Genomic DNA, 20769 nt, shown 5'->3' with positions numbered 1-20769 from the left:
AAGTAAGTTTATGATACCGAACAAGTTTGAGACTAGGGTGGACGAGGGATGGCAGACGATAACGAACTGACGCTGAAGGATCCGGCGGCAGCCAAGAAAAAGAAGCTGATCATGATTATCGCCCTGGCCGTTGTCCTGCTCGGGGGCGGGGGGGTCGGTGCCTGGTTCATGCTCTCCGGTGGTGACAAGCCCGCGGCCGATGCCGCCGAGGCCAAGCCCGCCGACAATGCGCCCCAGCCTTCGCTTTATGTGGGCATGCCACGTCCCTTCGTGTTCAACGTGGCGGGTGGCCAGCGGGATCGACTGGTGCAGATCAAGATCCAGCTGATGGTGCGGGGCGCCGCCGACGAGACCCTGGCCAAGCAGAACATCCCCCTGATCGAGGGGACCCTGCTGCGGGTCTTCAGCGCCGCGACTGCCGAGCAGCTGATGACCTTCGAGGGCAAGGAGAAGCTGCGCAAGGATTCACTGGAGGAGTGTCGCCGGGTGCTCAACGATCTGGTTGCTACCCCCGTCATAGAACAAGTGTTGTTTACCGGCTTCGTGATGCAGTGACGAGCCGACCAGTCATGGATAAAGGTGAAGCGTGAGCGATCTGTTAAGTCAGGACGAAATTGATGCCCTGTTGCACGGTGTCGATGATGTCGAAGAGGAAGAGTTAGGGGCGGCCGGGGATCCCGGGATCGCCCAGTTTGACTTCTCCTCCCAGGACCGCATCGTCCGTGGCCGCATGCCGACCCTGGAGCTGGTGAACGAGCGTTTCGCCCGTCATATGCGCATCAGCCTGTTCAACATGATGAGACGCACCGCCGAGGTCTCCATCAACGGCGTGCAGATGCTGAAATTCGGGGAGTACGTGCACACCCTGTTCGTGCCCACCAGCCTGAACATGGTGCGCTTCCGCCCCCTCAAGGGAACGGCTCTCATCACCATGGAAGCGCGCCTCGTCTTCATCCTGGTGGAGAACTTCTTCGGTGGTGACGGTCGCTACCACGCCAAGATCGAGGGGCGCGAATTCACCCCTACCGAGCGACGCATCATCCAGATGCTGCTCAAGCTGGTATTCGAGGATTACAAGGATGCCTGGGCCCCGGTGATGGACGTGGGCTTCGAGTACCTCGACTCCGAAGTGAACCCGGCCATGGCGAACATCGTCAGCCCCACCGAGGTGATCGTGGTGAGCTCCTTCCACATCGAACTGGACGGCGGTGGCGGTGACTTCCACGTGGCCATGCCCTACTCCATGCTCGAACCCATTCGCGAGCTGCTGGATGCGGGGGTGCAGAGTGACAAGGGGGACACGGACGTGCGCTGGAGCAAGGCCCTGCGCGACGAGATCATGGACGTCAAGGTGGAGCTCAAGGCCAAGCTGCTGGAGACCGAACTGACCCTGCGGGATCTGATGGAGCTCAAACCCGGTGACATCATCCCGGTGGAGATGCCGGAGAACCTGCTGGTCTATGTGGAGGATCTGCCGACCTTCCACGCCAAGATGGGGCGCACCAAGGAGAACGTGGCGCTCAAGATCACCGACAAAATCAAGCGCCCTGACGGGGTCAAGACAGAGATGCATCTGGTGACCCGGGGGGGCGTGCGTATCGATGGCGAAGCCGAGCTGGAAGAGCTCGAGCGCAGCATCGCCGACAAACACCCCTGATTGACGGCCCGTCATCACGGGCATGAACAGAAGCATTTAGCAGCATAAGGAATTCGAGATGAGCGGAACCGATGACGAGCAGGATCTGATGGCTGACGCCTGGGCTGCCGCGCTGGAAGAGCAGGTGACGGCCGAGGCCAAGCCGGCCCCTCTGGAAGAGCTCAAGGATGACGCCCCCATCAGTGCCGAGGAGCGCCGCAAGCTGGATACCATTCTGGACATCCCGGTGACCATCGCCATGGAGGTGGGTCGCAGCCAGATCAGCATCCGCAACTTGCTGCAACTGAACCAGGGATCGGTGGTGGAACTGGATCGGGTGGCCGGCGAGCCCCTGGACGTGCTGGTCAACGGCACCCTGATCGCCCACGGCGAGGTGGTGGTGGTGAACGACAAGTTCGGCATCCGCCTGACCGATGTCATCAGCCAGATTGAGCGGATCAAGAAACTCAAATGATCCGCGCTCTCGCCCTGATACTGTTCGCCTCTCCGGCGCTGGCGGAGGGGGTCAACCCTCCCAGCATCACCTCCTGGCTGCTCTCCAGCCTGATGGTCATCGGCCTCATCCTGGTGCTGGGCTTTTTGCTCAAGAAGAGCAAGCTCACCAGCGTCATGGGGGGAGGCCAGATGAAGGTGATCGCCACCCTGCCGCTCGGTTACAAGGAGAAGCTGATGGTGATCAAGGTGGGGGAGCAGCAACTGCTGGTCGGGGTGACCCCGCAGCAGGTCAACTTCCTCTACCGGCTGGAGGAGCCGCTGGACGAGAGCCAGCCCCAGGCTTTCTCCCAACAGCTCGGCAAATTGATGGGCAAGCATGAAAAAAGCTAACTGGATCTGGCTGTGCCTCAGCTTGTTTGCCCCCCTGGCTCTGGCCCAGGACGGCATGTCGGCCCTCACCGTCAAGACCATGGCGGATGGCTCCCAGGAGTACAGCCTGACCCTGCAGGTGCTGGCGCTGATGACCGCGCTCTCCTTCCTGCCGGCCATGGTCATCATGATGACCTCCTTCACCCGCATCATCGTGGTGCTCGGCATCTTGCGCCAAGCCATCGGTCTGCAGCAGAGCCCCTCCAACCAGGTGCTGATCGGCATCGCCCTCTTCATGTCGTTCTTCATCATGTCCCCGGTGCTGGATCGCATCAACGAGGAGGCGCTGCAGCCCTATCTGGCGGAGACCATAGGACCCAAGGAGGCGCTGGAGAAGGCTGAACTGCCCATTCACCAGTTCATGCTGGCCCAGACCCGGGTCAAGGATCTCAACACCTTCATGGAGATAGCCAACGTGCAGGTGGACAAGCCGGCGGACGTGCCCCTGCGGGTGCTGATCCCGGCCTTCGTCACCAGCGAGCTCAAGACCGCATTCCAGATAGGCTTCATGTTGTTCCTGCCCTTCCTGGTCATCGATCTGGTGGTGGCGAGCATCCTGATGGCCATGGGGATGATGATGCTGTCACCCATGCTGGTGTCGCTGCCCTTCAAGCTGATGTTGTTCGTCATGGTGGATGGCTGGAACCTGATCCTGGGGTCCCTTGCCAACAGCTTCGGACTGGGCGCGGGTTAGCCGGTCAATCGAGAGGATCCGACACATGAGTCCTGAAACCTTTGTCGACGTGTTTCGCGAGGCGCTCTGGCTGGTGACCATCATGGTCTGCGCCGTGATCCTGCCGAGCCTGATGGTGGGCCTCATCGTTGCCATCTTCCAGGCGGCGACCTCCATCAACGAACAGACCCTGAGCTTCCTGCCCCGTCTGGTGGTGACCCTGCTGGCCCTGGGGCTCGGCGCCCACTGGGGCTTGCAGAGCCTGATAGACTTCTTCCAGCTGATGGTCAGCCAGATCCCCGAGGTGGTGGGGTAATGCCTGTGGGCGCAGGCGCCTGGCCACCGTGCCCGCCCGTTGCAGGGACGCGGTCATGACTTACACCACGGCGGTGATCATGGAGTGGCTGGCCTCCATCGTCTGGCCCCTTGCCCGCATCAGCAGCCTGCTGATGGTGATGGCCGTGTTCGGTAGCCGCCTGGCCCCCGCCCGGGTGCGCATGGGGCTGGCGCTCGCCATTACCTTCATCATCGCCCCCCTGTTGCCTCCCATGCCCAAGGTGGAGCTCTTCTCCGTCGGCAGTTTCCTGGTGCTGGGACAGCAACTGCTCATCGGTGTGGCGCTCGGTCTGATGACCCAGTTCCTGCTGGAGACCTTCGTGATGGCGGGCCAGGTGATCGCCATGCAGACCAGTCTGGGCTTCGCCACCCTGGTGGACCCCATGAACGGCCAGTCCGCCCCAGTGGTGGGCCAGTTCTACCTGATGCTGGCGACCCTGGTGTTTCTGGCGGTGGACGGGCATCTTTTGATGATCAAGATGGTGGTGCTGAGCTTCGAGACCCTGCCGGTATCGGATCAGGGGCTCTCCCTGCCCGCTATCCGCAGCCTGGTGAGCTTCCTCGGGGTCATGTATCAGGCCTCCCTGGTGATGGCGCTGTCGGCCATTGTCGCGCTGCTGCTCATCAACTTCGCATTCGGGGTCATGACCCGGGCCGCCCCCCAGCTCAACATCTTCAGCATCGGCTTTGCGGTCAGCATGATGTCCGGTCTCTTCATCCTCTGGCTCACCATCGGCGGCTTCATGGGGCACTTCGAGGCCATCTGGGAGCGGGTGCAGGAGACCAGCTGCGAATTGATCGATGTGCGCTGCTTCGGGGGCCAGAATGGCTGAGCGTACCGAGGTGATATCCTTCGCCCTGATGGTTGGTCTGGGCGGCATGCCGCCAGGAACGACCTGCCTCGGAGGTCAGCATGGCTGATACCGATCAGGAACGCACAGAACAACCCACGGGCAAACGACTGCAACAGGCCCGGGAAAAAGGGCAGATTGCACGTTCCAAGGAGCTGGGTACCGCCAGCGTCCTGCTGGCCACCGTCTTCGGTCTGCTGATAATCAAGGAGAGCCTGGCGGGGGCCATGATCAAGGTGCTCACCATGGGCTTCACCCTGGAGCGGGAGCAGGCCTTCGATCCCAATGCCATGGGGGTCATGCTGCCGACCCTGCTATGGGAGCTGGTGCAGCCGCTGGGCATGCTGTTCCTGCTGGTGGCCATCGCTGCCTTTGTCGGCAATACCCTGCTCGGCGGGATGAACTTCTCCTCCGAGGCGATGTTACCCAAATGGAGCAAGCTCAGTCCCTTGAATGGCCTGAAACGGATGTTCGGGGTGCAATCCCTGGTGGAACTGCTCAAATCCATCGCAAAAGTGCTGTTCATTAGTCTGTTCGCCTGGTGGATGCTCTCCAGTCAGTTCAATCATCTGTTGAATCTCTCCCTCGAGGGCTTCCCCGGCGGCATCATCGATGCCCTGGATCTGCTGCTCTGGATGCTCATCATCCTCTGTTGCGCCCTCATCCCCATCGTCGCCATCGATGTGCCCTTCCAGACCTGGAACCACACCCGCCAGTTGAAGATGACCAAGCAGGAGATAAAAGACGAGTTCAAAGACAGCGAGGGCAAGCCCGAGGTCAAGGGCAAGATCCGCCAGTTGCAGATGCAGATGGCGATGCGCCGCATGATGGGGGATGTGCCCAAGGCCGACGTGGTGATCACCAACCCGACCCACTACTCGGTGGCGCTCAAATACGACGCCAGCAAGCCCGGGGCGGCCCCCAAGGTGCTGGCCAAGGGGGCGGACGAGGTGGCGATGAAGATACGGGAGATCGCCCGCGAGTACGACATCCCCATCATGGCCTCGCCGCCGCTCACCCGTGCCATCTTCCATGCCACCGAGATAGGGCAGGAGATCCCGGAGGGGCTGTTTGCCGCCGTGGCCCAGGTGCTGGCCTATGTCTATCAGCTCAAGAAGTTCCGCCGTGGCCGTGGTCGCCGACCGACCCCCATCGCCACTGAGTTGCCGATCCCGCCGGAGTTTCGCAAGTAGCCTTGCCACCATGGGCTAAGTGCTAGCCTACGTCTCTCCGCTCAAGACGTTCCGCCGTGGTCGCCGACCGACCCCATCACCATGGAGCTGCCGATCCCGTTTGCGTTATGTCGGTGATGAAAGATTCACCAACGTCGAACTTCTGACAGCGTCAAAACAAAATCCTTTCATATCAACAGTTTGAATTGTTGGCTTGATGTTTGCTTTAATCCGGAAACTGGCAGTCGATAACCGAGAACAGCGATGGGATTCAAGGCAGGATTGGGCCGTTTAAAAGAGTACAGGTGGTTGCTTGGCAAGGGGGTAGGGACCCCGCTGCTGGTGCTCGCCTCCCTCGGCATGGTGGTGCTGCCCATTCCGCCCCTGATGCTGGATATCCTGTTCTCCTTCAACATCGCCCTCTCCATCGTGGTGCTGCTGGTGGCCGTCTACACTCGCCGTCCCCTGGAATTTGCCGCCTTCCCCACCGTCCTGCTGATTGCGACCCTGCTGCGTCTGGCCCTCAACGTGGCCTCCACCCGGGTGGTGCTGCTGGAAGGCCACAACGGCAGCGCGGCTGCCGGCCACGTGATCGAGGCCTTCGGCAACGTGGTGATCGGCGGCAACTATGCGGTCGGCATCATCGTCTTCATGATCCTGGTGATCATCAACTTCGTGGTGGTCACCAAGGGTGCGGGCCGGATCTCCGAGGTGAGCGCCCGCTTCACCCTGGATGCCATGCCCGGCAAGCAGATGGCCATCGATGCGGATCTCAACGCCGGCCTCATCAATCAGGAAGAGGCCAAGAAGCGCCGCCAGGACGTGACCCAGGAAGCGGACTTTTACGGTTCCATGGACGGTGCCTCCAAATTCGTGAAGGGGGATGCCATCGCCGGCATCATGATCCTCTTCATCAACATCATCGGTGGTTTCATCATCGGCATGATGCAGCACCAGCTCACCTTCAGCGAGGCGGCCCAGGTCTACACCCTGCTCGCCATCGGTGACGGCCTGGTGGCCCAGATCCCCTCGCTGCTGCTCTCCATCGCCGCCGCCATCATTGTGACCCGCCAGAACACGGATCAGGACATGGGCACGGCGGTGCTCGGCCAGTTGTTCGAAAACCCCAAGGCGCTGGTGATCTCCGCCGGCATCCTGCTGTTGATGGGCATAGTGCCCGGCATGCCGCACCTGGCGTTCCTGAGCCTCGGTGCCATCGCCGCGGTCGGCGCCTGGTGGCTGCTGCGCCGTGACAAGCTGCGGGCCGCCAAGGCGGCCAGTGGCGAGTTGTTGCCGCAGGCGGCCGATCAGCCTCATGAGCAGAAGGATCTGAGCTGGGATGACGTCATGCCGGTGGATGTCATCGGTCTCGAGGTGGGTTACCAGCTTATTCCGCTGGTGGACAAGAGCCAGGGCGGAGAACTGCTCAACCGGATCAAGGGGGTGCGCAAGAAGCTCTCCCAGGAGTTCGGCTTCCTGGTGCCTGCCGTGCATATCCGGGACAACCTGGATCTCGCGCCGAACCAGTACCGCATCACCCTGATGGGGGTGAGCACAGGGGAGGCCACCGTCTATCACGACAAGGAGATGGCCATCAATCCGGGCCAGGTGTTTGGCCAGATCCAGGGTATCGCCACCCAGGACCCCGCCTTCGGGCTGGAGGCGGTCTGGGTCGCCAAGGAGCAGGTCTCCCAGGCCCAGACCCTGGGCTATACGGTGGTGGATGCCGCCACCGTGGTCGCCACCCACATGAGCCAGATCCTCTCCAACCATGCGGCGCTGCTGTTGGGTCATGACGAAGTGCAACAACTGCTGGATATGATAGGGAAGCACCAGAGCAAGCTGGTGGAAGGTCTGGTTCCCGAGGTGATCAGCATGGGCAATCTGGTCAAGGTGCTGCAAAATCTCCTCAATGAAGGCGTGCCAATTCGCGATATGCGCACTATCCTGCAGACCCTCGTGGAATATGCGCCCCGCAGCCCGGATCCGGAAGTGCTGACAGCCGCCTGTCGTATCGCCCTGCGCAGACTCATCGTGCAGGAGATCGCAGGCCCCGAACCGGAGCTGCCGGTGATCACCCTGTCGCCAGAATTGGAACGTATATTGCATCAATCCCTGCAAGCAGGTGGGGGAGATGGCGCCGGCATAGAGCCGGGACTGGCGGAGCGGATGCAGCGCTCCCTGGTGGAAGCCACTCAACGACAAGAACTGGAAGGCCAACCGGCCGTGCTTCTGACATCGGGGATACTGCGCAATACCCTGGCGAAGTTTGTCAAGAATGCCATTCCTGGATTACGCGTGCTGTCCTATCAGGAAGTGCCTGACGACAAGCAGATCCGCATCGTCAGTGCGGTAGGACAAGGCTAGTTAGCGGAGATGACGGGTGAAGATTAAGCGGTTTTTTGCCAAAGACATGCGTACTGCGCTGGCCGAGGTCAAGGAGACTCTCGGGCCGGATGCTGTCATCATGTCCAACAAGAAGGTCACCGGTGGGGTGGAGATAGTCGCAGCCGTCGACTACCAGTCCCAGGTGCCCGGACCCAAGGATGCGCCGGTTCGCCGTCAGTTGAACGATGAGAGCGTCAATATCTCGTCTGCGGGCAAGCAGATGACGCGCCAGGCTCCCAAGGAGCAGAACGAATATTATGCCGATACCCTGGCCGCCCTGCTGGCGCGCCAGCAGAAGCTCAACCCCGCCAATCCGGCAGGGGAGAGGGGCAACAGCAATCAGTCTGCCGGTCTGGTGTCGGCCACTGCCGCCCCCAAGACCCTGGCGGAACAGGGCCAGTGGGGGGCAGCCCCCGAGCCTGCCAAGCCCAGGCCCCGTCCCACTTCCCCGTCCCGCCCGGCTCAGGCTCCCCAGCGGGATCAGGAGATGGAAGGGATGCGCAAGGAGATGGCCAGCATCCGCAAGCTGCTGGAGCACCAGATCTCCGGTCTGATGTGGCAGGAGGTGGAGCGCCGCGAGCCGATGCGGGCCCTGCTCATCAAGGAGCTCAAGAAGATGGGCTTCGATGACGCCTTCTCCGATCAGCTGGCGGGTCTGATCCCGGAAGACATGCCCATCCATCAGGCCATGGCCCAGCTGGCCGAGGTACTGACGGCCCAGCTCAAGATCAGCGAAGATGACATCTTGCGCCAGGGCGGCGCGGTGGCCCTGCTCGGCCCGACCGGGGTCGGCAAGACCACCACCATCGCCAAGCTGGCGGCCCGCTTCGCCATGAAGTACGGTGCCGAGCAGGTGGCACTCATCACCACGGACAACTACCGGATCGGGGCCCACGAGCAGTTGCAGACCTATGGTCGAATCATGGGTTGCCCGGTGCGCCAGGTGCGGGATGCCGAAGAGCTGGCCAATGCGCTCTACCAGTTCCGCAACCGCCGGCTGGTGCTCATCGATACCGCCGGGGTGGGGCAGCGGGATGTCCGTCTGACCGAGCAGCTCGATACCCTGGTCAAGAATGCCAAGATGCGGATTCGCAGCTATCTGGTCATGTCGGCCACCTCCCAGCGCCGGGTGATGCAGGAGGCGGTGGATCACTTCCGGCGCATTCCCCTGTCCGGCTGCATCCTGACCAAGCTCGACGAGAGCCTGAATCTGGGGGAAGTGATCAACGTCTGCATTCAAAATGCCCTGCCCATCAGCTACATCACCGATGGACAACGGGTGCCGGAAGACATTCAAGTTGCCAATGCGGCGCTGCTGGTCGGCGCCGCCATGGGTTCGCTGGAGCGAGAAGCGGAAGACCCCTATTTCTGGGGGGCGGGCTTTGGCGAGACCGAGGATTCGGAGTTTTATGAGTAACATGTATATGGATCAGGCGAGTGGTCTGCGCAAAATGCGTCAAAACAATAGAGTGAAAGTGATCGCCGTGTCCGGAGGCAAGGGGGGCGTGGGCAAGACCAACGTCACCCTGAACGTGGCGGGAGCCATGGCCGCCCAGGGCAAGCGGGTGATGGTGCTGGATGCCGACCTGGGTCTGGCCAACGTCGACGTCATGCTGGGGCTGCGGGTGCATCGCAACCTCTCCCACGTGCTGGCCGGCGAGTGCACCATCGACGACATCATCGTCGAGGGGCCCTACGGCATGATGATAGTGCCAGCGACCTCGGGCACCCAGTCCATGGTGGAGCTCTCCCCGGTACAACACGCCGAGCTCATCCGCGCCTTCGGGGAGATGAAGACCCAGGTGGACGTGCTGCTGGTGGACACGGCGGCGGGGATCTCCGACATGGTGCTGAGCTTCACCCGCGCCGCCCAGGACATCATGGTGGTGGTGTGCGACGAGCCCACTTCCATCACCGATGCCTATGCGCTCATCAAGATCCTCTCCAAGGATCACGGGGTGTTCCGCTTCAAGGTGGTGGCGAACATGGTGCGTTCCCTGCGCGAAGGGCAGGAACTCTACGCCAAGCTGACCCGGGTCACCGATCGCTTCCTCGACACCTCTCTGGAGCTGGTGGCCTGCGTGCCTTACGACACCAACCTGCGAGCCGCCGTGCGCAAGCAGAAGCTGATCGTTGAGGCCTTCCCCAAGTCGCCGGCAGCCCTGGCGTTTCGCGCCCTGGCCAACAAGGCGGCGAGCTGGCCCATTCCGAACCAGCCAGGTGGTCACCTCGAGTTTTTCCTCGAGAATTTATTGCAAAAGCCGGTCATAGCACAGGAAGAGTCCCGTGAATAAAGCCCAAGCATACTTGCGTCATCAGGATTCCTACGTGCTGGTGGAGCGTCACGCTCCGCTGGTGAAACGGATTGCCCAGCATCTATTGGCTCGCCTGCCAAGCAGTGTCTTGCTGGATGACCTGATCCAGGCAGGTATGATTGGGCTGCTCGAAGCTTCCCGAAACTTTGACGGCAGCAAGGGCGCCAGCTTTGAGACCTACGCCGGCATCCGCATCCGCGGTGCCATGCTCGACGAGATCCGCCGTGGCGACTGGGTGCCCCGTTCGGTGCATCGCAACAGTCGCGCCATCGCCGAGGCCATCGAAAACGTGGAACAGGCCCACGGCCGTGATGCCAGGGATACGGAAGTGGCCTCCCAGATGGGAGTCTCCCTCGGTGATTACCACGCCATGCTGCAGGATGTCTCCTGCGGCAAGATCATCGGCATCGAGGATCTGGGGGTCAGCGAGGATGTGATAGGCCATCCCGATGACATCAGTCACGGCGGTTACGACGATTTGGCGGCCGAGCGCTTCCAGGGGGCCCTGGCGGAGCACATCGCCCGCTTGCCCGAGCGGGAAGCCCTGGTGCTTTCGCTGTATTACGACGAAGAATTGAACTTGCGTGAGATCGGTGAAGTATTGAGCGTGAGCGAGTCTCGCGTGAGCCAGATCCACAGTCAGGCCATGCACAGATTGCGGGCGCGCCTGCGAGATTGGAATTTATAAGTGGTTGTACTGGCTACACTGAGACCCAACTCTAAGGCATAATCCGCACCATTAACGCTACGTTCAGCATCATGTAAGTGAGCCGTCCTGACGGCTAATTAGGAGGGAATTTTGGACAAGAACATGAAAATCCTCATCGTCGATGATTTTTCAACGATGCGCCGGATTATCAAGAACTTGCTGCGTGACCTGGGATACAACAACACCCACGAAGCAGACGACGGCAACACGGCGCTGCCGATGCTCAAGAATGGCGACTACCAGTTTGTGGTCACCGATTGGAACATGCCGGGCATGCAGGGCATCGACCTGCTCAAGGCCATTCGCCTGGATGACAAACTCAAGCACCTGCCGGTCCTGATGGTCACTGCCGAAGCCAAGCGCGAGCAGATCATCGAAGCCGCTCAGGCCGGGGTCAATGGCTACATCGTCAAGCCGTTCACTGCCGCCACCCTCAAAGAGAAGCTCGACAAAATCTTCGAACGAATCGGCTAAGGAGTGGCAGGGATGAAGGCCAAAACGAGTGCCATGATCTCGCTCGAGCAGGCAAGGATGCTGGTTGCCCATCTGGAGCGCGAGGAGTTTGAACAGGCCGATACCATTCTCGCCGATGTGTGTGCCCCCAATGCGGCGACCCTGTTTGACAAGGTAGGGCAGCTGACCCGCCAGTTGCACAACTCTTTGCAGGACTTTCGCCTGGATCCCCGGATCCCGGATCTCGCCACCCACGAGATCCCCGATGCCCGGGAGCGCCTGAGCTATGTCATCGACATGACGGACAAGGCGGCCAACCGCACCATGGATGCGGTGGAGGCCAGTCTGCCGATCGCCGATCGTCTCAACGACAACATCCAGCTGGTGATGCCCAATTGGAATGCCTTGATGAGCCGGGAATTGGAACTGGGTCAATTCAAGGCGCTCTGCCATCAACTGAATGATTTCATTAAGGCTTCGGAGTCCGATGCCGATAAGTTACGTCAACTGCTGACGGAAATTCTGATGGCACAGGATTTCCAGGACTTGACTGGCCAGATGATCCGCAAGGTCATCAAGCTGGTGCAGGAAGTGGAAACAAAATTGATAGAGATGCTGACCATGTTTGGTGAGGCCGCCGGTGAACAGGTCACCCGCAGCCAGCCCGTGAGTGGCATCGAGGCAGAAGGCCCCATCATGAACCCCCAGACGCGGTCCGATGTGGTCAACGGTCAAGATGATGTGGACGATCTGCTGTCTAGCCTGGGATTTTAATGGAGTGACGCATGGCCTTCGAAGTTGATGAAGACATACTGCAAGACTTTTTGGTCGAAGCATCAGAAATATTGGAACAGTTGTCTGAACAACTGGTCGACCTGGAAAAGCGACCCGATGACAAGAATCTGTTGAATGCCATTTTCCGCGGCTTCCATACCGTCAAGGGCGGGGCCGGCTTCCTCTCCCTGACCGAACTGGTGGACGTCTGCCACGGCGCCGAGAACATCTTCGATATCCTGCGCAACGGCAAGCGAAGCGTCACCGCCGAGCTGATGGATGTGATCCTGCAGGCGCTGGATGCCATCAACGTCATGTTCGCCCAGGTACAAAACCGGGAGCCCACCAGCCCGGCCTCCGCCGAACTGCTGCACGACTTGCACGAGCTGTGCAAACCCGAGGGCCAGGAGCAATTACTGACCGCCCGCGCTGCCGCTGTGCCACAACCCGAACCCGAGCCCGAACCGGAACCCGTCATGGCAGCCCCTGAGGCCCCGACCGCCGTCAATGGCGGCGGCTCCATCGACGAGATCTCCGCCGATGAGTTCGAGCGCCTGCTGGACGAACTGCACGGTGTCGGCAAGGCGCCGACCATCTCCGCGTCTCCGGTGCTGAGTGACACAGGCGATATCACCGACGACGAATTCGAAGCCCTGCTCGACCAGCTGCACGGCCAGGGTCAGCACGGCGGCAAGCCGGATCTCGCCCCGCTGCAATCGGTGCAGCAGGAGGTGGACGACCTCATCGGCGACGACGAGTTCGAGCGCCTGCTCGATGAGTTGCATGGCCGTGGCCAGAGTCCGCAACATAGCATGGCTGCTCCGGCTGCTCCGGCTGCTCCGGCTGCTCCGGCTGCTCCGGCTGCTCCGGCTGCTCCGGCTGCTCCGGCTGCTCCGGCAGCGACAACCCCACCGCCCGCCGCAGCTCCCGCCCAGGCAGCCAAACCGGCTCCCGCCGCCAAGCCTGCGCCAGCGCCGGTGGCCAAAGCTCCCCAGGCCTCGGCTGCAGCCAAGCCCGCTGCACCCGCCGAGAACAGTGCGGTGCAGAGCGATACCACGGTACGGGTGGATACCAAGACCCTGGACGTCATCATGAACATGGTGGGTGAGCTGGTGCTGGTGCGTAACCGCCTGGTGAGCCTCGGCATCGCCAGCAATGACGAAGAGATGTCCAAGGCGGTGGCGAACCTGGATGTGGTGACGGCTGACCTGCAAGGGGCAGTCATGAAGACCCGCATGCAGCCCATCAAGAAGGTGTTCGGCCGCTTCCCGCGGGTGGTGCGCGACCTGGCCCGGACCCTCAAGAAAGATATCGAACTCATCATGGTCGGTGAGGACACTGATCTCGACAAGAACCTGGTGGAGGCCCTGGCCGATCCCCTGGTTCACCTGGTGCGCAACTCCTGCGATCACGGCGTCGAGATGCCGGATGTGCGGGAGAAGGCGGGCAAGCCCCGTCAGGGGACCATCACCCTGAGCGCTTCCCAGCAGGGAGATCACATCCTGCTCTGCATCGAGGACGATGGCGCCGGCATGGATCCGGAGAAGCTGAAATCCATCGCCATCAGTCGTGGCGTGCTGGACGCCGACAGTGCGGCGCGCATGAGTGATAACGACGCCTACAACCTGATTTTTGCACCCGGTTTCTCTACAAAATCGGAGATTTCCGATATTTCCGGCCGGGGTGTCGGCATGGATGTGGTGAAAACCAGCATCGTCAGCCTCAATGGTTCCGTGCATATCGACTCCACCTGGGGCAAGGGCACTCGCCTCGAGATCAAGGTGCCCCTCACCCTGGCCATCTTGCCGACCCTGATGGTGGAAGTGGGTCAGCAGACCTTTGCGCTGCCCCTTGGCTGCGTGAACGAGATTTTCCATCTGGATCTGAAGAAGGCCAACATGGTCGACGGTCAGCTCACCATCATAGTGCGCGACAAGGCCATCCCGCTGTTCTACCTGCACAAGTGGCTGGTGCGTGGCGCCAAGTCTGCCCGCCAGGACACCGGCCACGTGGTCATTGTCCAGATTGGCACCCAGCAGGTGGGCTTCGTGGTGGACAACCTCATCGGCCAGGAAGAGGTGGTCATCAAGCCCCTGGACAACCTGCTGCAAGGCACCCCGGGCATGGCGGGGGCCACCATCACCAGCGATGGCGGCATCGCCCTCATTCTGGATGTGCCCAGCCTGCTCAAGGCCTATGCACGTCGTCACTGATCGGTCTGGCCCAAGGAGTTAGAAAAAGCACAATGGCAGTCAAGGTATTAGTGGTCGACGATTCGAGTTTCTTCCGCCGCAGGGTGAGCGAGATCATCAATCAGGATCCCCTGATGACGGTGATCGACACGGCCCAGAACGGGCGGGAGGCGGTAGACAAGGCGCAGCAGTTGCGGCCCGATGTCATCACCATGGACATCGAGATGCCGGTGCTCGATGGCATCAGCGCCGTGCGCGAGATCATGGCCAAATGCCCGACGCCCATCCTGATGTTCTCCTCCCTGACCCATGACGGCGCCAAGGCGACCCTGGATGCGCTGGATGCCGGTGCCCTCGATTTTCTGCCCAAGAAGTTTGAAGACATCGCCCGCGACAAGGACGAGGCGGTCAGCCTGCTGCAGCAGCGGGTCAGGGAAATAGCCCGCAAGCGCTTCCTGATGGCGGCCAGGCCCAGAGCCCCCGAACCCGTGGCACGCCCCGTGCTGGGCGGCGCAGCCAGTGCCACCGCCGCTGGTGCGGCCGTGCGCCCCGCCGAGCCGGTGCGAACGCCAAGTGCCCCCGCCAGTTTCAAGCGCAGTGGCAAGAGCTACCAGCTGGTGGCCATCGGGACCTCCACCGGTGGGCCGGTGGCGCTGCAAAATGTGCTGACCAAGTTGCCGGGGGATTTCCCCCATCCGATTTTGTTAATCCAGCATATGCCGGCGACCTTTACCGCCGCCTTTGCCGCCCGCCTCAACGGGCTGTGCCAGATCGGCGTCAAGGAGGCCGAAGATGGCGACGTGCTTAAACCCGGTCATGCCTATCTGGCTCCCGGTGGCAAGCAGATGCTGCTGGAGGGGCGTGGCCCCGGTTCGCGCATCCGCATCCTGGATGGCAACGACAAGGTCAACTACAAGCCCTGTGTCGACATCACTTTCGCCTCCGCCGCCAAGATCTACGGGGACAAGGTGCTGGCCATCGTGCTGACCGGCATGGGGGCCGATGGTCGGGATGGGGCTCGCCTGCTGAAAGAGCAAGGGGCCACCATCTGGGCGCAGGACGAAGCCTCCTGCGTCGTTTATGGCATGCCCCAGGCGGTCGCCAAGGCGGGTATCGCCAGTGAATCCCTGCCGCTGGACAGGGTCGCCCAGCGTATCCTGGTCGAGTTGGGCCGCTAGATGGGCATGCTCGGCCTGGTGCTGGCGCTGGCTGCCCTGGCGATTGCCCAGTGGTGGCACGGGGGCAGCCTGCTGACCCTGCTTGACGGCCCGGCCTTCGTCATCGTGGTCGGCGGCACCTGGGGGGCGGTGATCCTGCAAACCCCCCGCAAATACATGCTGGCGGCCTTGAAGCAGGCCCGCTGGATGTTGTTCCCGCCCCAGTGGGATCTCCCTGCGCAGGCCGAACGGCTGCAGACCTGGGCCCAGTTTGCCCGCCAGCAAGGCTTGCTGGCGCTGGAGAACCAGGCGGAGGAGGAGCTTGAACCCTTCACCCGCCAGGGGCTCACCATGATAGTGGACGGGGTCGCCATCGAGGATCTGCGCCGGCTGCTGGAAGCGGACATCGACATCGAGCAGGAGCGCAATGAGCACGCGGCCCGGGTGTTCGAGGCCATGGGGGGGTACAGCCCGACCATCGGCATCATAGGGGCGGTGATCGGCCTCATCCAGGCCATGTTCCATCTGGAGGAGCCGGGTACGCTAGGAGCCGGGATAGCCATCGCCTTCGTCGCAACCATCTACGGAGTGGGGTTTGCGAACCTCATTTATCTGCCCATTGCCAATCGCCTCAGGGCATTCCACTACCATTACGGTCTCTATCAGGAGATGACGCTGGAGGGGCTGCTGGCCATCGCCCACGGGGAGAACGGTCTGCAGGTTGAACGGCGGTTACGGGCTTATCTGAAAGGGGAGTAGTCGATCCTTGGCACTCGTCCAGAGGGAGACCGATTGGCAGCGCAAGGGCGGTTACGGGTTATCTGATTGAAGGGGGAATAGCCATGCGCAAGCGCTACCGTTTGCACCTGCAGGGACGAGAACATCTCGACCGCTGGCTGGTCTCCTACGCCGATTACATGACCCTCATCTTCGCCCTCTTCGTGGTGCTCTACTCCGTTGCCATCGTCAACAAGGAGCAATACCGCGCCGTCATCGAGGGGATGACCCAAGCCTTCAACCAGATCCCGCGCAGCGACGGTCTGCTGGAGGGGCAGGGCAAGTCCCTGCTGGATCATGCGGTATCGGCGGCCCCCAGCCTGCTGGAGAGCCAGGCCTCTCCGGCCCCTTCCCTTGCCCCTATCACCGGTACCCCGGTCCAGCAGGATGGGGCCTCCCTTGCCGCCATCGACGTGCAGTTGCAGCAGACCATGGGCTCCTTGGTGGAGGCGGGGGTGGTCAAGATCACCCAAGATGACAACTGGCTGACGGTGGAGCTCAGCGCTGGCCTGCTGTTCAACAGCGGCAGTGCCTTCCTCGGTCCCAACGCGGCGCCCCTGCTCGATACGCTTTCAGGTATTTTGAAGCCGGTCGATAACTATGTCAGGGTGCGGGGCTATACGGACAACGAACCGATTCACAACGAGATGTTCAGCTCCAACTGGGCGCTCTCTGCGGCGAGGGCCGAGGCCGTGCTCGGGGCCCTGATCACAAAAGGGATAGTGCCCCAGCGCCTCGCCTATGAAGCCTATGGGGAATTCTCCCCCGTGGCCGATAACAGTACTGAACAGGGGCGGCTACAGAATCGCAAGGTGGTGGTCGCTATATCCAGGTTCGCCTGGGTCGCACCTGCTCCCGCCCAGCCCCAGGCACAAGCTCCGGCCGCGATTGTGCCTGCTGCGGTGGACAGCGAAGATGTCAGAGTCGTGACGCTGCCCGGTGGCGGCATACGCATAACAACAAGACAGGATTGATACATTGATCGTTTGGACGGTAGCCAATCAGAAAGGTGGTGTCGGTAAAACCACCACAGTGGTCTCTCTCGCGGGCATTCTGGCTCAGAAGGGCCTGCGCGTGCTGCTGATCGACACCGATCCTCACGCCTCCCTGACCTCTTATCTCGATTTTGATTCGGACCGGCTGGAGGGGACTCTGTACGAGCTGTTCCAGGCAGCCAAGCCGAGCAGTGATCTGGTCAATCGCATGACCCTCAAGACCAAGTTCGAGAACATCAGCCTGCTGCCGGCCTCCATCACCCTGGCGACCCTGGACCGGGTCATGGGCAACCGGGAGGGGATGGGGTTGGTGCTCAAGCGGGCGCTGCTGCGGGTGCAGGATCAATATGACTACGTGCTCATCGACTGCCCGCCGGTGCTGGGGGTGATGATGGTCAACGCCCTGGCTGCCTGCGATCGCATCCTGGTGCCGGTACAGACCGAGTTTTTGGCCCTGAAAGGCCTCGAGCGGATGATGAAGACCTTCGAAATTATGCAGCGCTCCAAGCGGGACAAGTTCCGCTATACCGTGATCCCGACCATGTTCGACAAGCGCACCCGAGCCTCCCTGATGACGTTGCAGTCCATCAAGGAGCAGTATGGCGAGGCGGTGTGGAATGCCGTCATCCCCATTGACACCAAATTCCGGGATGCCAGTTTGCTGCACATCCCCCCGTCCATCTATGCGCCGGGCAGCCGAGGCACCTATGCCTATGAGACCCTGCTCAACTATCTCGACGCCCTGGAGCGTCAACGGAACCATGAGGTGACAGCATGAGAGAGACCACCCAGGTTCGGGCCATGGATGATTACTTCCACTCCCTGCTGCTGGACGATGCCCTGCTGCGGGAGAATCTGGACGATGAGGCTCCGGCGCCAGCCCTGCAGCGTCAGCCCGTCGTGCACAACGAGGTGGCGGCGCCCTATCGGGAGGCCGATACCCGGCTGGAGCAGCTGAGCGAGCTGCTGGCCCAGGTGAGCCAGGTGCAGGACGAGATGGAGGTGCTGAACCATGAGGAGGTCCATGTCGAGGCCTTCCAGTTGGAGGCCAGCGAACAGGCGCTCGTCGAGGAGGTTCAGCCCGCGTTCACACCAGACGCTATCACAGCTGTCATGGTGGAGCCCGTCACCGAGCTGGTGACCGAGCCTGAGGTGGCCCTGGTAACCGAGGTGGCGCCGGCCCCCGCTCAATGGGAAAATCTGGACACCGGCAACGAGTTTCAGGCCCTCTTCTTCGACGTGGCCGGGGTCACCTTCGCGGTGCCCCTGACCGAGCTCGGCGGCATCCATCAGCTGGGGGAGGTGACCTCCCTGTTCGGCCAACCGGCCTGGTATCGCGGCATCATGGCGTCCCGGGAGCAGAAGATGAACGTGGTGGACACGGCGCTCTGGGTGATGCCGGAGCAGACGCTGGAGGTTCCCGAATACAAGTATCTGATCATGCTGGGAGAGTCTCCCTGGGGTCTGGCCTGCCATCAGCTCAAGGGCACTGAGCTGCTGCGCCGGGATCAGGTAAAATGGCGCCATCAGGAGGGCAAACGCCCCTGGCTGGCGGGCATGGTCAAGGAGAAGATGTGTGCCTTGCTCCACGTCAGGGAGCTGCTGGTGCTGCTCGGTCGTGGTGTGAACATTGAAGGTCGCTGATAACATCGGCACTTGCGTGATTTTATTGCTAATTTTACCCGTTGATGGGTTTATAAAAGGATCAGGAACATGACAGACAAGCGCAATATTGCCCAGAATCTGGCGGAAGACGAAGTGCTGCAGTGGGTGACCTTCCAGCTGGAAAACGAAACCTATGGCATCAACGTGATGCAGGTGCAGGAAGTGTTGCGCTACACCGAGATCGCCCCCGTGCCCGGCGCCCCCGACTATGTACTCGGCATCATCAACCTGCGTGGCAACGTGGTGACCGTCATCGATACCCGTTCCCGCTTCGGCCTGCCGGCCGGGGACGTGAGCGAGAACTCCCGCATCGTCATCATCGAGGCAGAGAAGCAGGTGATTGGCATCATGGTGGACAGCGTGGCCGAGGTCGTCTATCTGCGCTCCTCCGAAATCGACGCCGCACCGGCGGTGGGCACCGAGGAGAGCGCCAAGTTCATCCAGGGGGTGAGCAACCGTGACGGCCAGTTGCTGATCCTGGTGGATCTCAACAAGCTGCTCTCCGACGAAGAGTGGGAAGATATCGGTTCCCTCTGATCCCGGCATGAAGGCCACGAGAGCAACGCCCTGGCGCGGCTCTCCACTACAAAGGTGATGGTTTGATGATTGAATTTGCCGCCTTGGGGTTGTCCTTGCTGGCGCTGGTGCTGGCCCTTTACGGGGTATTGGGTCTGCGCCGCGCCCGGCAAGAGTCCGAGGCCAGGGTCGACGCGCTCAAAGGGCAGCTCGAGAGTCTGCGCAAGCAGATGATGGAGTTGCACACCGGTGCCATCGGCATGGGTCAGCGCCTGCAGTCGGCGGAAGGGGCCATGCAGAAGATCCAGGACAGCCAGCAGGAACTGACCCTGCAGGATCCGGAGCGCCGCCTCTACAGCCGCGCCGCCAAGATGGTGGAGCTCGGCGCCGATCTCGACGAGGTGATGAGCGAATGCGAGTTGCCGCAGGCGGAAGCCGAGCTGCTGATCTCCCTGCGCAAGGGTCGCCCCTGAATCCGGAGGGGGAGGCGCCCGCTTCCCCCCTTGTCCCTGCCATAAAATCCCGCACCGGGGCGCGATCTTCCCCACAAATCCTGTTGATAATCGGCATCTTTGAAAAGACGCTCTGCAAACCTGTGTTAATATGCAGGCCGCTTCATTCTCGATGATTAAATCCTCATGCTGCTTCAAGCCAACAATCTGAGCTGCGTGCGTGAAGATCGCACCTTGTTTGAACACCTCTCCTTTGCGGTTTCGGCGGGCGATCTGATGCAGATTGAGGGCCCCAATGGGGTCGGCAAGACCAGCCTGTTACGGCTGTTGACCGGACTCTCCCAACCCTTCGCGGGGGAGGTGTGCTGGAACGGCGAGGACATTCGCCGCTGCCGGGATGAATATCACGCCGGCTTGCTTTACCTGGGCCACCAGCCCGGTGTCAAGGCGACCCTGACCCCCCTCGAGAACCTCGCCTTCTACCAGAAACTGCACAGCACCCAGGCCAGCTCCGTGGATCTGTGGCAGGTACTGGCTCAGGTCGGTCTCGCCGGGTTCGAGGATTATCCCGCCGGTCAGCTCTCCGCCGGTCAGCAGCGGCGGGTGGCCCTGGCCCGGCTCTGGCTGTCCGAGGCACCCGCGCTCTGGATCCTGGATGAACCCTTCACCGCCATCGACAAGCAGGGGGTCAAGGTGCTTGAACGCCTGTTCCTGACCCACGCGGATCGGGGCGGCATGGTGGTGCTCACCACCCATCAGGATCTGACCCTGATGCAGGGACGCCTGAAGACCCTCTCCCTCACCCCCTTGCTGCAGGACTGAA

23 protein-coding genes are annotated in these 20769 nt (G+C 61.6%); all 23 read left to right on the top strand.

Features of this window, described 5'->3' with window-relative positions:
- The first annotated feature begins 48 nt into the window (after window positions 1-48).
- The 23 genes from fliL to ccmA all read left to right on the top strand — a co-directional run bounded on the left by fliL (window position 49) and on the right by ccmA (window position 20768).
- Complete coding sequence (gene fliL, locus ABNP46_RS15035; RefSeq protein WP_349918856.1) at window positions 49-555, top strand: flagellar basal body-associated protein FliL; 507 nt, start codon at window positions 49-51, stop codon at window positions 553-555.
- 31 nt (window positions 556-586) lie between these two features.
- A complete protein-coding gene (gene fliM / locus ABNP46_RS15030) occupies window positions 587-1657 on the top strand; it encodes a flagellar motor switch protein FliM (protein ID WP_349918854.1) in 1071 nt (356 codons plus the stop codon).
- 58 nt (window positions 1658-1715) lie between these two features.
- Window positions 1716-2111 (top strand): flagellar motor switch protein FliN, encoded by a 396-nt coding sequence (gene fliN / locus ABNP46_RS15025; protein ID WP_025326247.1) that lies wholly within the window; start codon window positions 1716-1718, stop codon window positions 2109-2111.
- Complete coding sequence (gene fliO / locus ABNP46_RS15020; RefSeq protein ID WP_349918853.1) at window positions 2108-2482, top strand: flagellar biosynthetic protein FliO; 375 nt, start codon at window positions 2108-2110, stop codon at window positions 2480-2482. The genes fliN and fliO overlap by 4 nt, the downstream gene beginning before the upstream one ends.
- On the top strand, window positions 2469-3215 hold the full coding sequence (gene fliP, locus ABNP46_RS15015; RefSeq protein WP_349918851.1) for a flagellar type III secretion system pore protein FliP: 747 nt from the start codon (window positions 2469-2471) through the stop codon (window positions 3213-3215). The genes fliO and fliP overlap by 14 nt, the downstream gene beginning before the upstream one ends.
- 25 nt (window positions 3216-3240) lie before the next feature.
- Window positions 3241-3510 (top strand): flagellar biosynthesis protein FliQ, encoded by a 270-nt coding sequence (fliQ, locus tag ABNP46_RS15010; protein ID WP_349918849.1) that lies wholly within the window; start codon window positions 3241-3243, stop codon window positions 3508-3510.
- Between the two features lie 55 nt (window positions 3511-3565).
- Window positions 3566-4363, top strand: coding sequence for a flagellar biosynthetic protein FliR (fliR, locus tag ABNP46_RS15005; RefSeq protein ID WP_349918848.1), 798 nt, complete (start codon window positions 3566-3568; stop codon window positions 4361-4363).
- A gap of 80 nt (window positions 4364-4443) precedes the next feature.
- Window positions 4444-5574 carry a flagellar biosynthesis protein FlhB gene (gene flhB / locus ABNP46_RS15000; protein ID WP_349918847.1) on the top strand — a complete coding sequence of 377 codons (1131 nt, stop codon included), beginning with the start codon at window positions 4444-4446 and terminating at the stop codon, window positions 5572-5574.
- A gap of 243 nt (window positions 5575-5817) precedes the next feature.
- Window positions 5818-7920 carry a flagellar biosynthesis protein FlhA gene (flhA, locus tag ABNP46_RS14995; protein ID WP_349918845.1) on the top strand — a complete coding sequence of 701 codons (2103 nt, stop codon included), beginning with the start codon at window positions 5818-5820 and terminating at the stop codon, window positions 7918-7920.
- A 16-nt stretch (window positions 7921-7936) separates the two neighbouring features.
- Window positions 7937-9358, top strand: a complete 1422-nt coding sequence (gene flhF / locus ABNP46_RS14990) for a flagellar biosynthesis protein FlhF (RefSeq protein ID WP_349918844.1) — start codon at window positions 7937-7939, stop codon at window positions 9356-9358.
- A gap of 1 nt (window position 9359) precedes the next feature.
- Window positions 9360-10235, top strand: coding sequence for a MinD/ParA family protein (locus ABNP46_RS14985; protein WP_349922509.1), 876 nt, complete (start codon window positions 9360-9362; stop codon window positions 10233-10235).
- A complete protein-coding gene (locus ABNP46_RS14980; RefSeq protein ID WP_349918843.1) occupies window positions 10228-10944 on the top strand; it encodes an RNA polymerase sigma factor FliA in 717 nt (238 codons plus the stop codon). Before ABNP46_RS14985 ends, ABNP46_RS14980 begins: the two co-directional genes overlap by 8 nt.
- A 123-nt stretch (window positions 10945-11067) precedes the next feature.
- Entirely contained in the window at window positions 11068-11439 is a 372-nt protein-coding gene (cheY, locus tag ABNP46_RS14975) for a chemotaxis response regulator CheY (RefSeq protein WP_425266319.1), read from the top strand.
- Window positions 11440-11451: 12 nt separating this feature from the next.
- Window positions 11452-12192, top strand: coding sequence for a protein phosphatase CheZ (locus ABNP46_RS14970; protein WP_349918841.1), 741 nt, complete (start codon window positions 11452-11454; stop codon window positions 12190-12192).
- Between the two features lie 11 nt (window positions 12193-12203).
- Window positions 12204-14405, top strand: a complete 2202-nt coding sequence (locus tag ABNP46_RS14965; protein WP_349918839.1) for a chemotaxis protein CheA — start codon at window positions 12204-12206, stop codon at window positions 14403-14405.
- 32 nt (window positions 14406-14437) lie between these two features.
- The gene (locus ABNP46_RS14960) at window positions 14438-15562 is read left to right on the top strand and encodes a protein-glutamate methylesterase/protein-glutamine glutaminase (RefSeq protein ID WP_349918838.1); all 1125 of its coding nucleotides are present in this window, start codon (window positions 14438-14440) and stop codon (window positions 15560-15562) included.
- Window positions 15563-16300 (top strand): flagellar motor protein, encoded by a 738-nt coding sequence (locus ABNP46_RS14955; protein WP_349918837.1) that lies wholly within the window; start codon window positions 15563-15565, stop codon window positions 16298-16300. It abuts the gene before it with no gap.
- A gap of 83 nt (window positions 16301-16383) precedes the next feature.
- Window positions 16384-17292 carry a flagellar motor protein MotB gene (locus ABNP46_RS14950; RefSeq protein WP_349918836.1) on the top strand — a complete coding sequence of 303 codons (909 nt, stop codon included), beginning with the start codon at window positions 16384-16386 and terminating at the stop codon, window positions 17290-17292.
- Between the two features lie 4 nt (window positions 17293-17296).
- Entirely contained in the window at window positions 17297-18091 is a 795-nt protein-coding gene (locus tag ABNP46_RS14945) for a ParA family protein (RefSeq protein WP_349918835.1), read from the top strand.
- The gene (locus ABNP46_RS14940) at window positions 18088-18957 is read left to right on the top strand and encodes a chemotaxis protein CheW (protein ID WP_349918833.1); all 870 of its coding nucleotides are present in this window, start codon (window positions 18088-18090) and stop codon (window positions 18955-18957) included. Before ABNP46_RS14945 ends, ABNP46_RS14940 begins: the two co-directional genes overlap by 4 nt.
- 69 nt (window positions 18958-19026) lie before the next feature.
- Window positions 19027-19515, top strand: coding sequence for a chemotaxis protein CheW (locus tag ABNP46_RS14935; protein ID WP_349918831.1), 489 nt, complete (start codon window positions 19027-19029; stop codon window positions 19513-19515).
- A gap of 65 nt (window positions 19516-19580) precedes the next feature.
- Window positions 19581-19967: a DUF2802 domain-containing protein gene (locus ABNP46_RS14930; protein WP_349918829.1), complete on the top strand. Its 387-nt coding sequence runs from the start codon at window positions 19581-19583 to the stop codon at window positions 19965-19967.
- A 165-nt stretch (window positions 19968-20132) separates the two neighbouring features.
- Window positions 20133-20768: a cytochrome c biogenesis heme-transporting ATPase CcmA gene (ccmA, locus tag ABNP46_RS14925; protein WP_349918828.1), complete on the top strand. Its 636-nt coding sequence runs from the start codon at window positions 20133-20135 to the stop codon at window positions 20766-20768.
- The last annotated feature ends 1 nt before the right edge of the window (window position 20769 follow it).

Origin of the sequence: Aeromonas veronii (assembly GCF_040215105.1) — a bacterium.
Lineage (GTDB): Bacteria > Pseudomonadota > Gammaproteobacteria > Enterobacterales > Aeromonadaceae > Aeromonas > Aeromonas veronii_G.
This window is presented reverse-complemented; position numbering and strand designations above follow the sequence as displayed.

Bases quoted from the DNA above. Each gene is read 5' to 3' on its own strand.
- fliL (WP_349918856.1), top strand. From the start codon at position 49: ATGGCAGACGATAACGAACTGACGCTGAAGGATCCGGCGGCAGCCAAG.
- fliN (WP_025326247.1), top strand. From the start codon at position 1,716: ATGAGCGGAACCGATGACGAGCAGGATCTGATGGCTGACGCCTGGGCT.
- fliO (WP_349918853.1), top strand. From the start codon at position 2,108: ATGATCCGCGCTCTCGCCCTGATACTGTTCGCCTCTCCGGCGCTGGCG.
- fliP (WP_349918851.1), top strand. From the start codon at position 2,469: ATGAAAAAAGCTAACTGGATCTGGCTGTGCCTCAGCTTGTTTGCCCCC.
- fliQ (WP_349918849.1), top strand. From the start codon at position 3,241: ATGAGTCCTGAAACCTTTGTCGACGTGTTTCGCGAGGCGCTCTGGCTG.
- fliR (WP_349918848.1), top strand. From the start codon at position 3,566: ATGACTTACACCACGGCGGTGATCATGGAGTGGCTGGCCTCCATCGTC.
- flhB (WP_349918847.1), top strand. From the start codon at position 4,444: ATGGCTGATACCGATCAGGAACGCACAGAACAACCCACGGGCAAACGA.
- flhA (WP_349918845.1), top strand. From the start codon at position 5,818: ATGGGATTCAAGGCAGGATTGGGCCGTTTAAAAGAGTACAGGTGGTTG.
- ABNP46_RS14985 (WP_349922509.1), top strand. From the start codon at position 9,360: ATGTATATGGATCAGGCGAGTGGTCTGCGCAAAATGCGTCAAAACAAT.
- cheY (WP_425266319.1), top strand. From the start codon at position 11,068: ATGAAAATCCTCATCGTCGATGATTTTTCAACGATGCGCCGGATTATC.
- ABNP46_RS14970 (WP_349918841.1), top strand. From the start codon at position 11,452: ATGAAGGCCAAAACGAGTGCCATGATCTCGCTCGAGCAGGCAAGGATG.
- ABNP46_RS14965 (WP_349918839.1), top strand. From the start codon at position 12,204: ATGGCCTTCGAAGTTGATGAAGACATACTGCAAGACTTTTTGGTCGAA.
- ABNP46_RS14960 (WP_349918838.1), top strand. From the start codon at position 14,438: ATGGCAGTCAAGGTATTAGTGGTCGACGATTCGAGTTTCTTCCGCCGC.
- ABNP46_RS14955 (WP_349918837.1), top strand. From the start codon at position 15,563: ATGGGCATGCTCGGCCTGGTGCTGGCGCTGGCTGCCCTGGCGATTGCC.
- ABNP46_RS14950 (WP_349918836.1), top strand. From the start codon at position 16,384: ATGCGCAAGCGCTACCGTTTGCACCTGCAGGGACGAGAACATCTCGAC.
- ABNP46_RS14940 (WP_349918833.1), top strand. From the start codon at position 18,088: ATGAGAGAGACCACCCAGGTTCGGGCCATGGATGATTACTTCCACTCC.
- ABNP46_RS14935 (WP_349918831.1), top strand. From the start codon at position 19,027: ATGACAGACAAGCGCAATATTGCCCAGAATCTGGCGGAAGACGAAGTG.
- ABNP46_RS14930 (WP_349918829.1), top strand. From the start codon at position 19,581: ATGATTGAATTTGCCGCCTTGGGGTTGTCCTTGCTGGCGCTGGTGCTG.
- ccmA (WP_349918828.1), top strand. From the start codon at position 20,133: ATGCTGCTTCAAGCCAACAATCTGAGCTGCGTGCGTGAAGATCGCACC.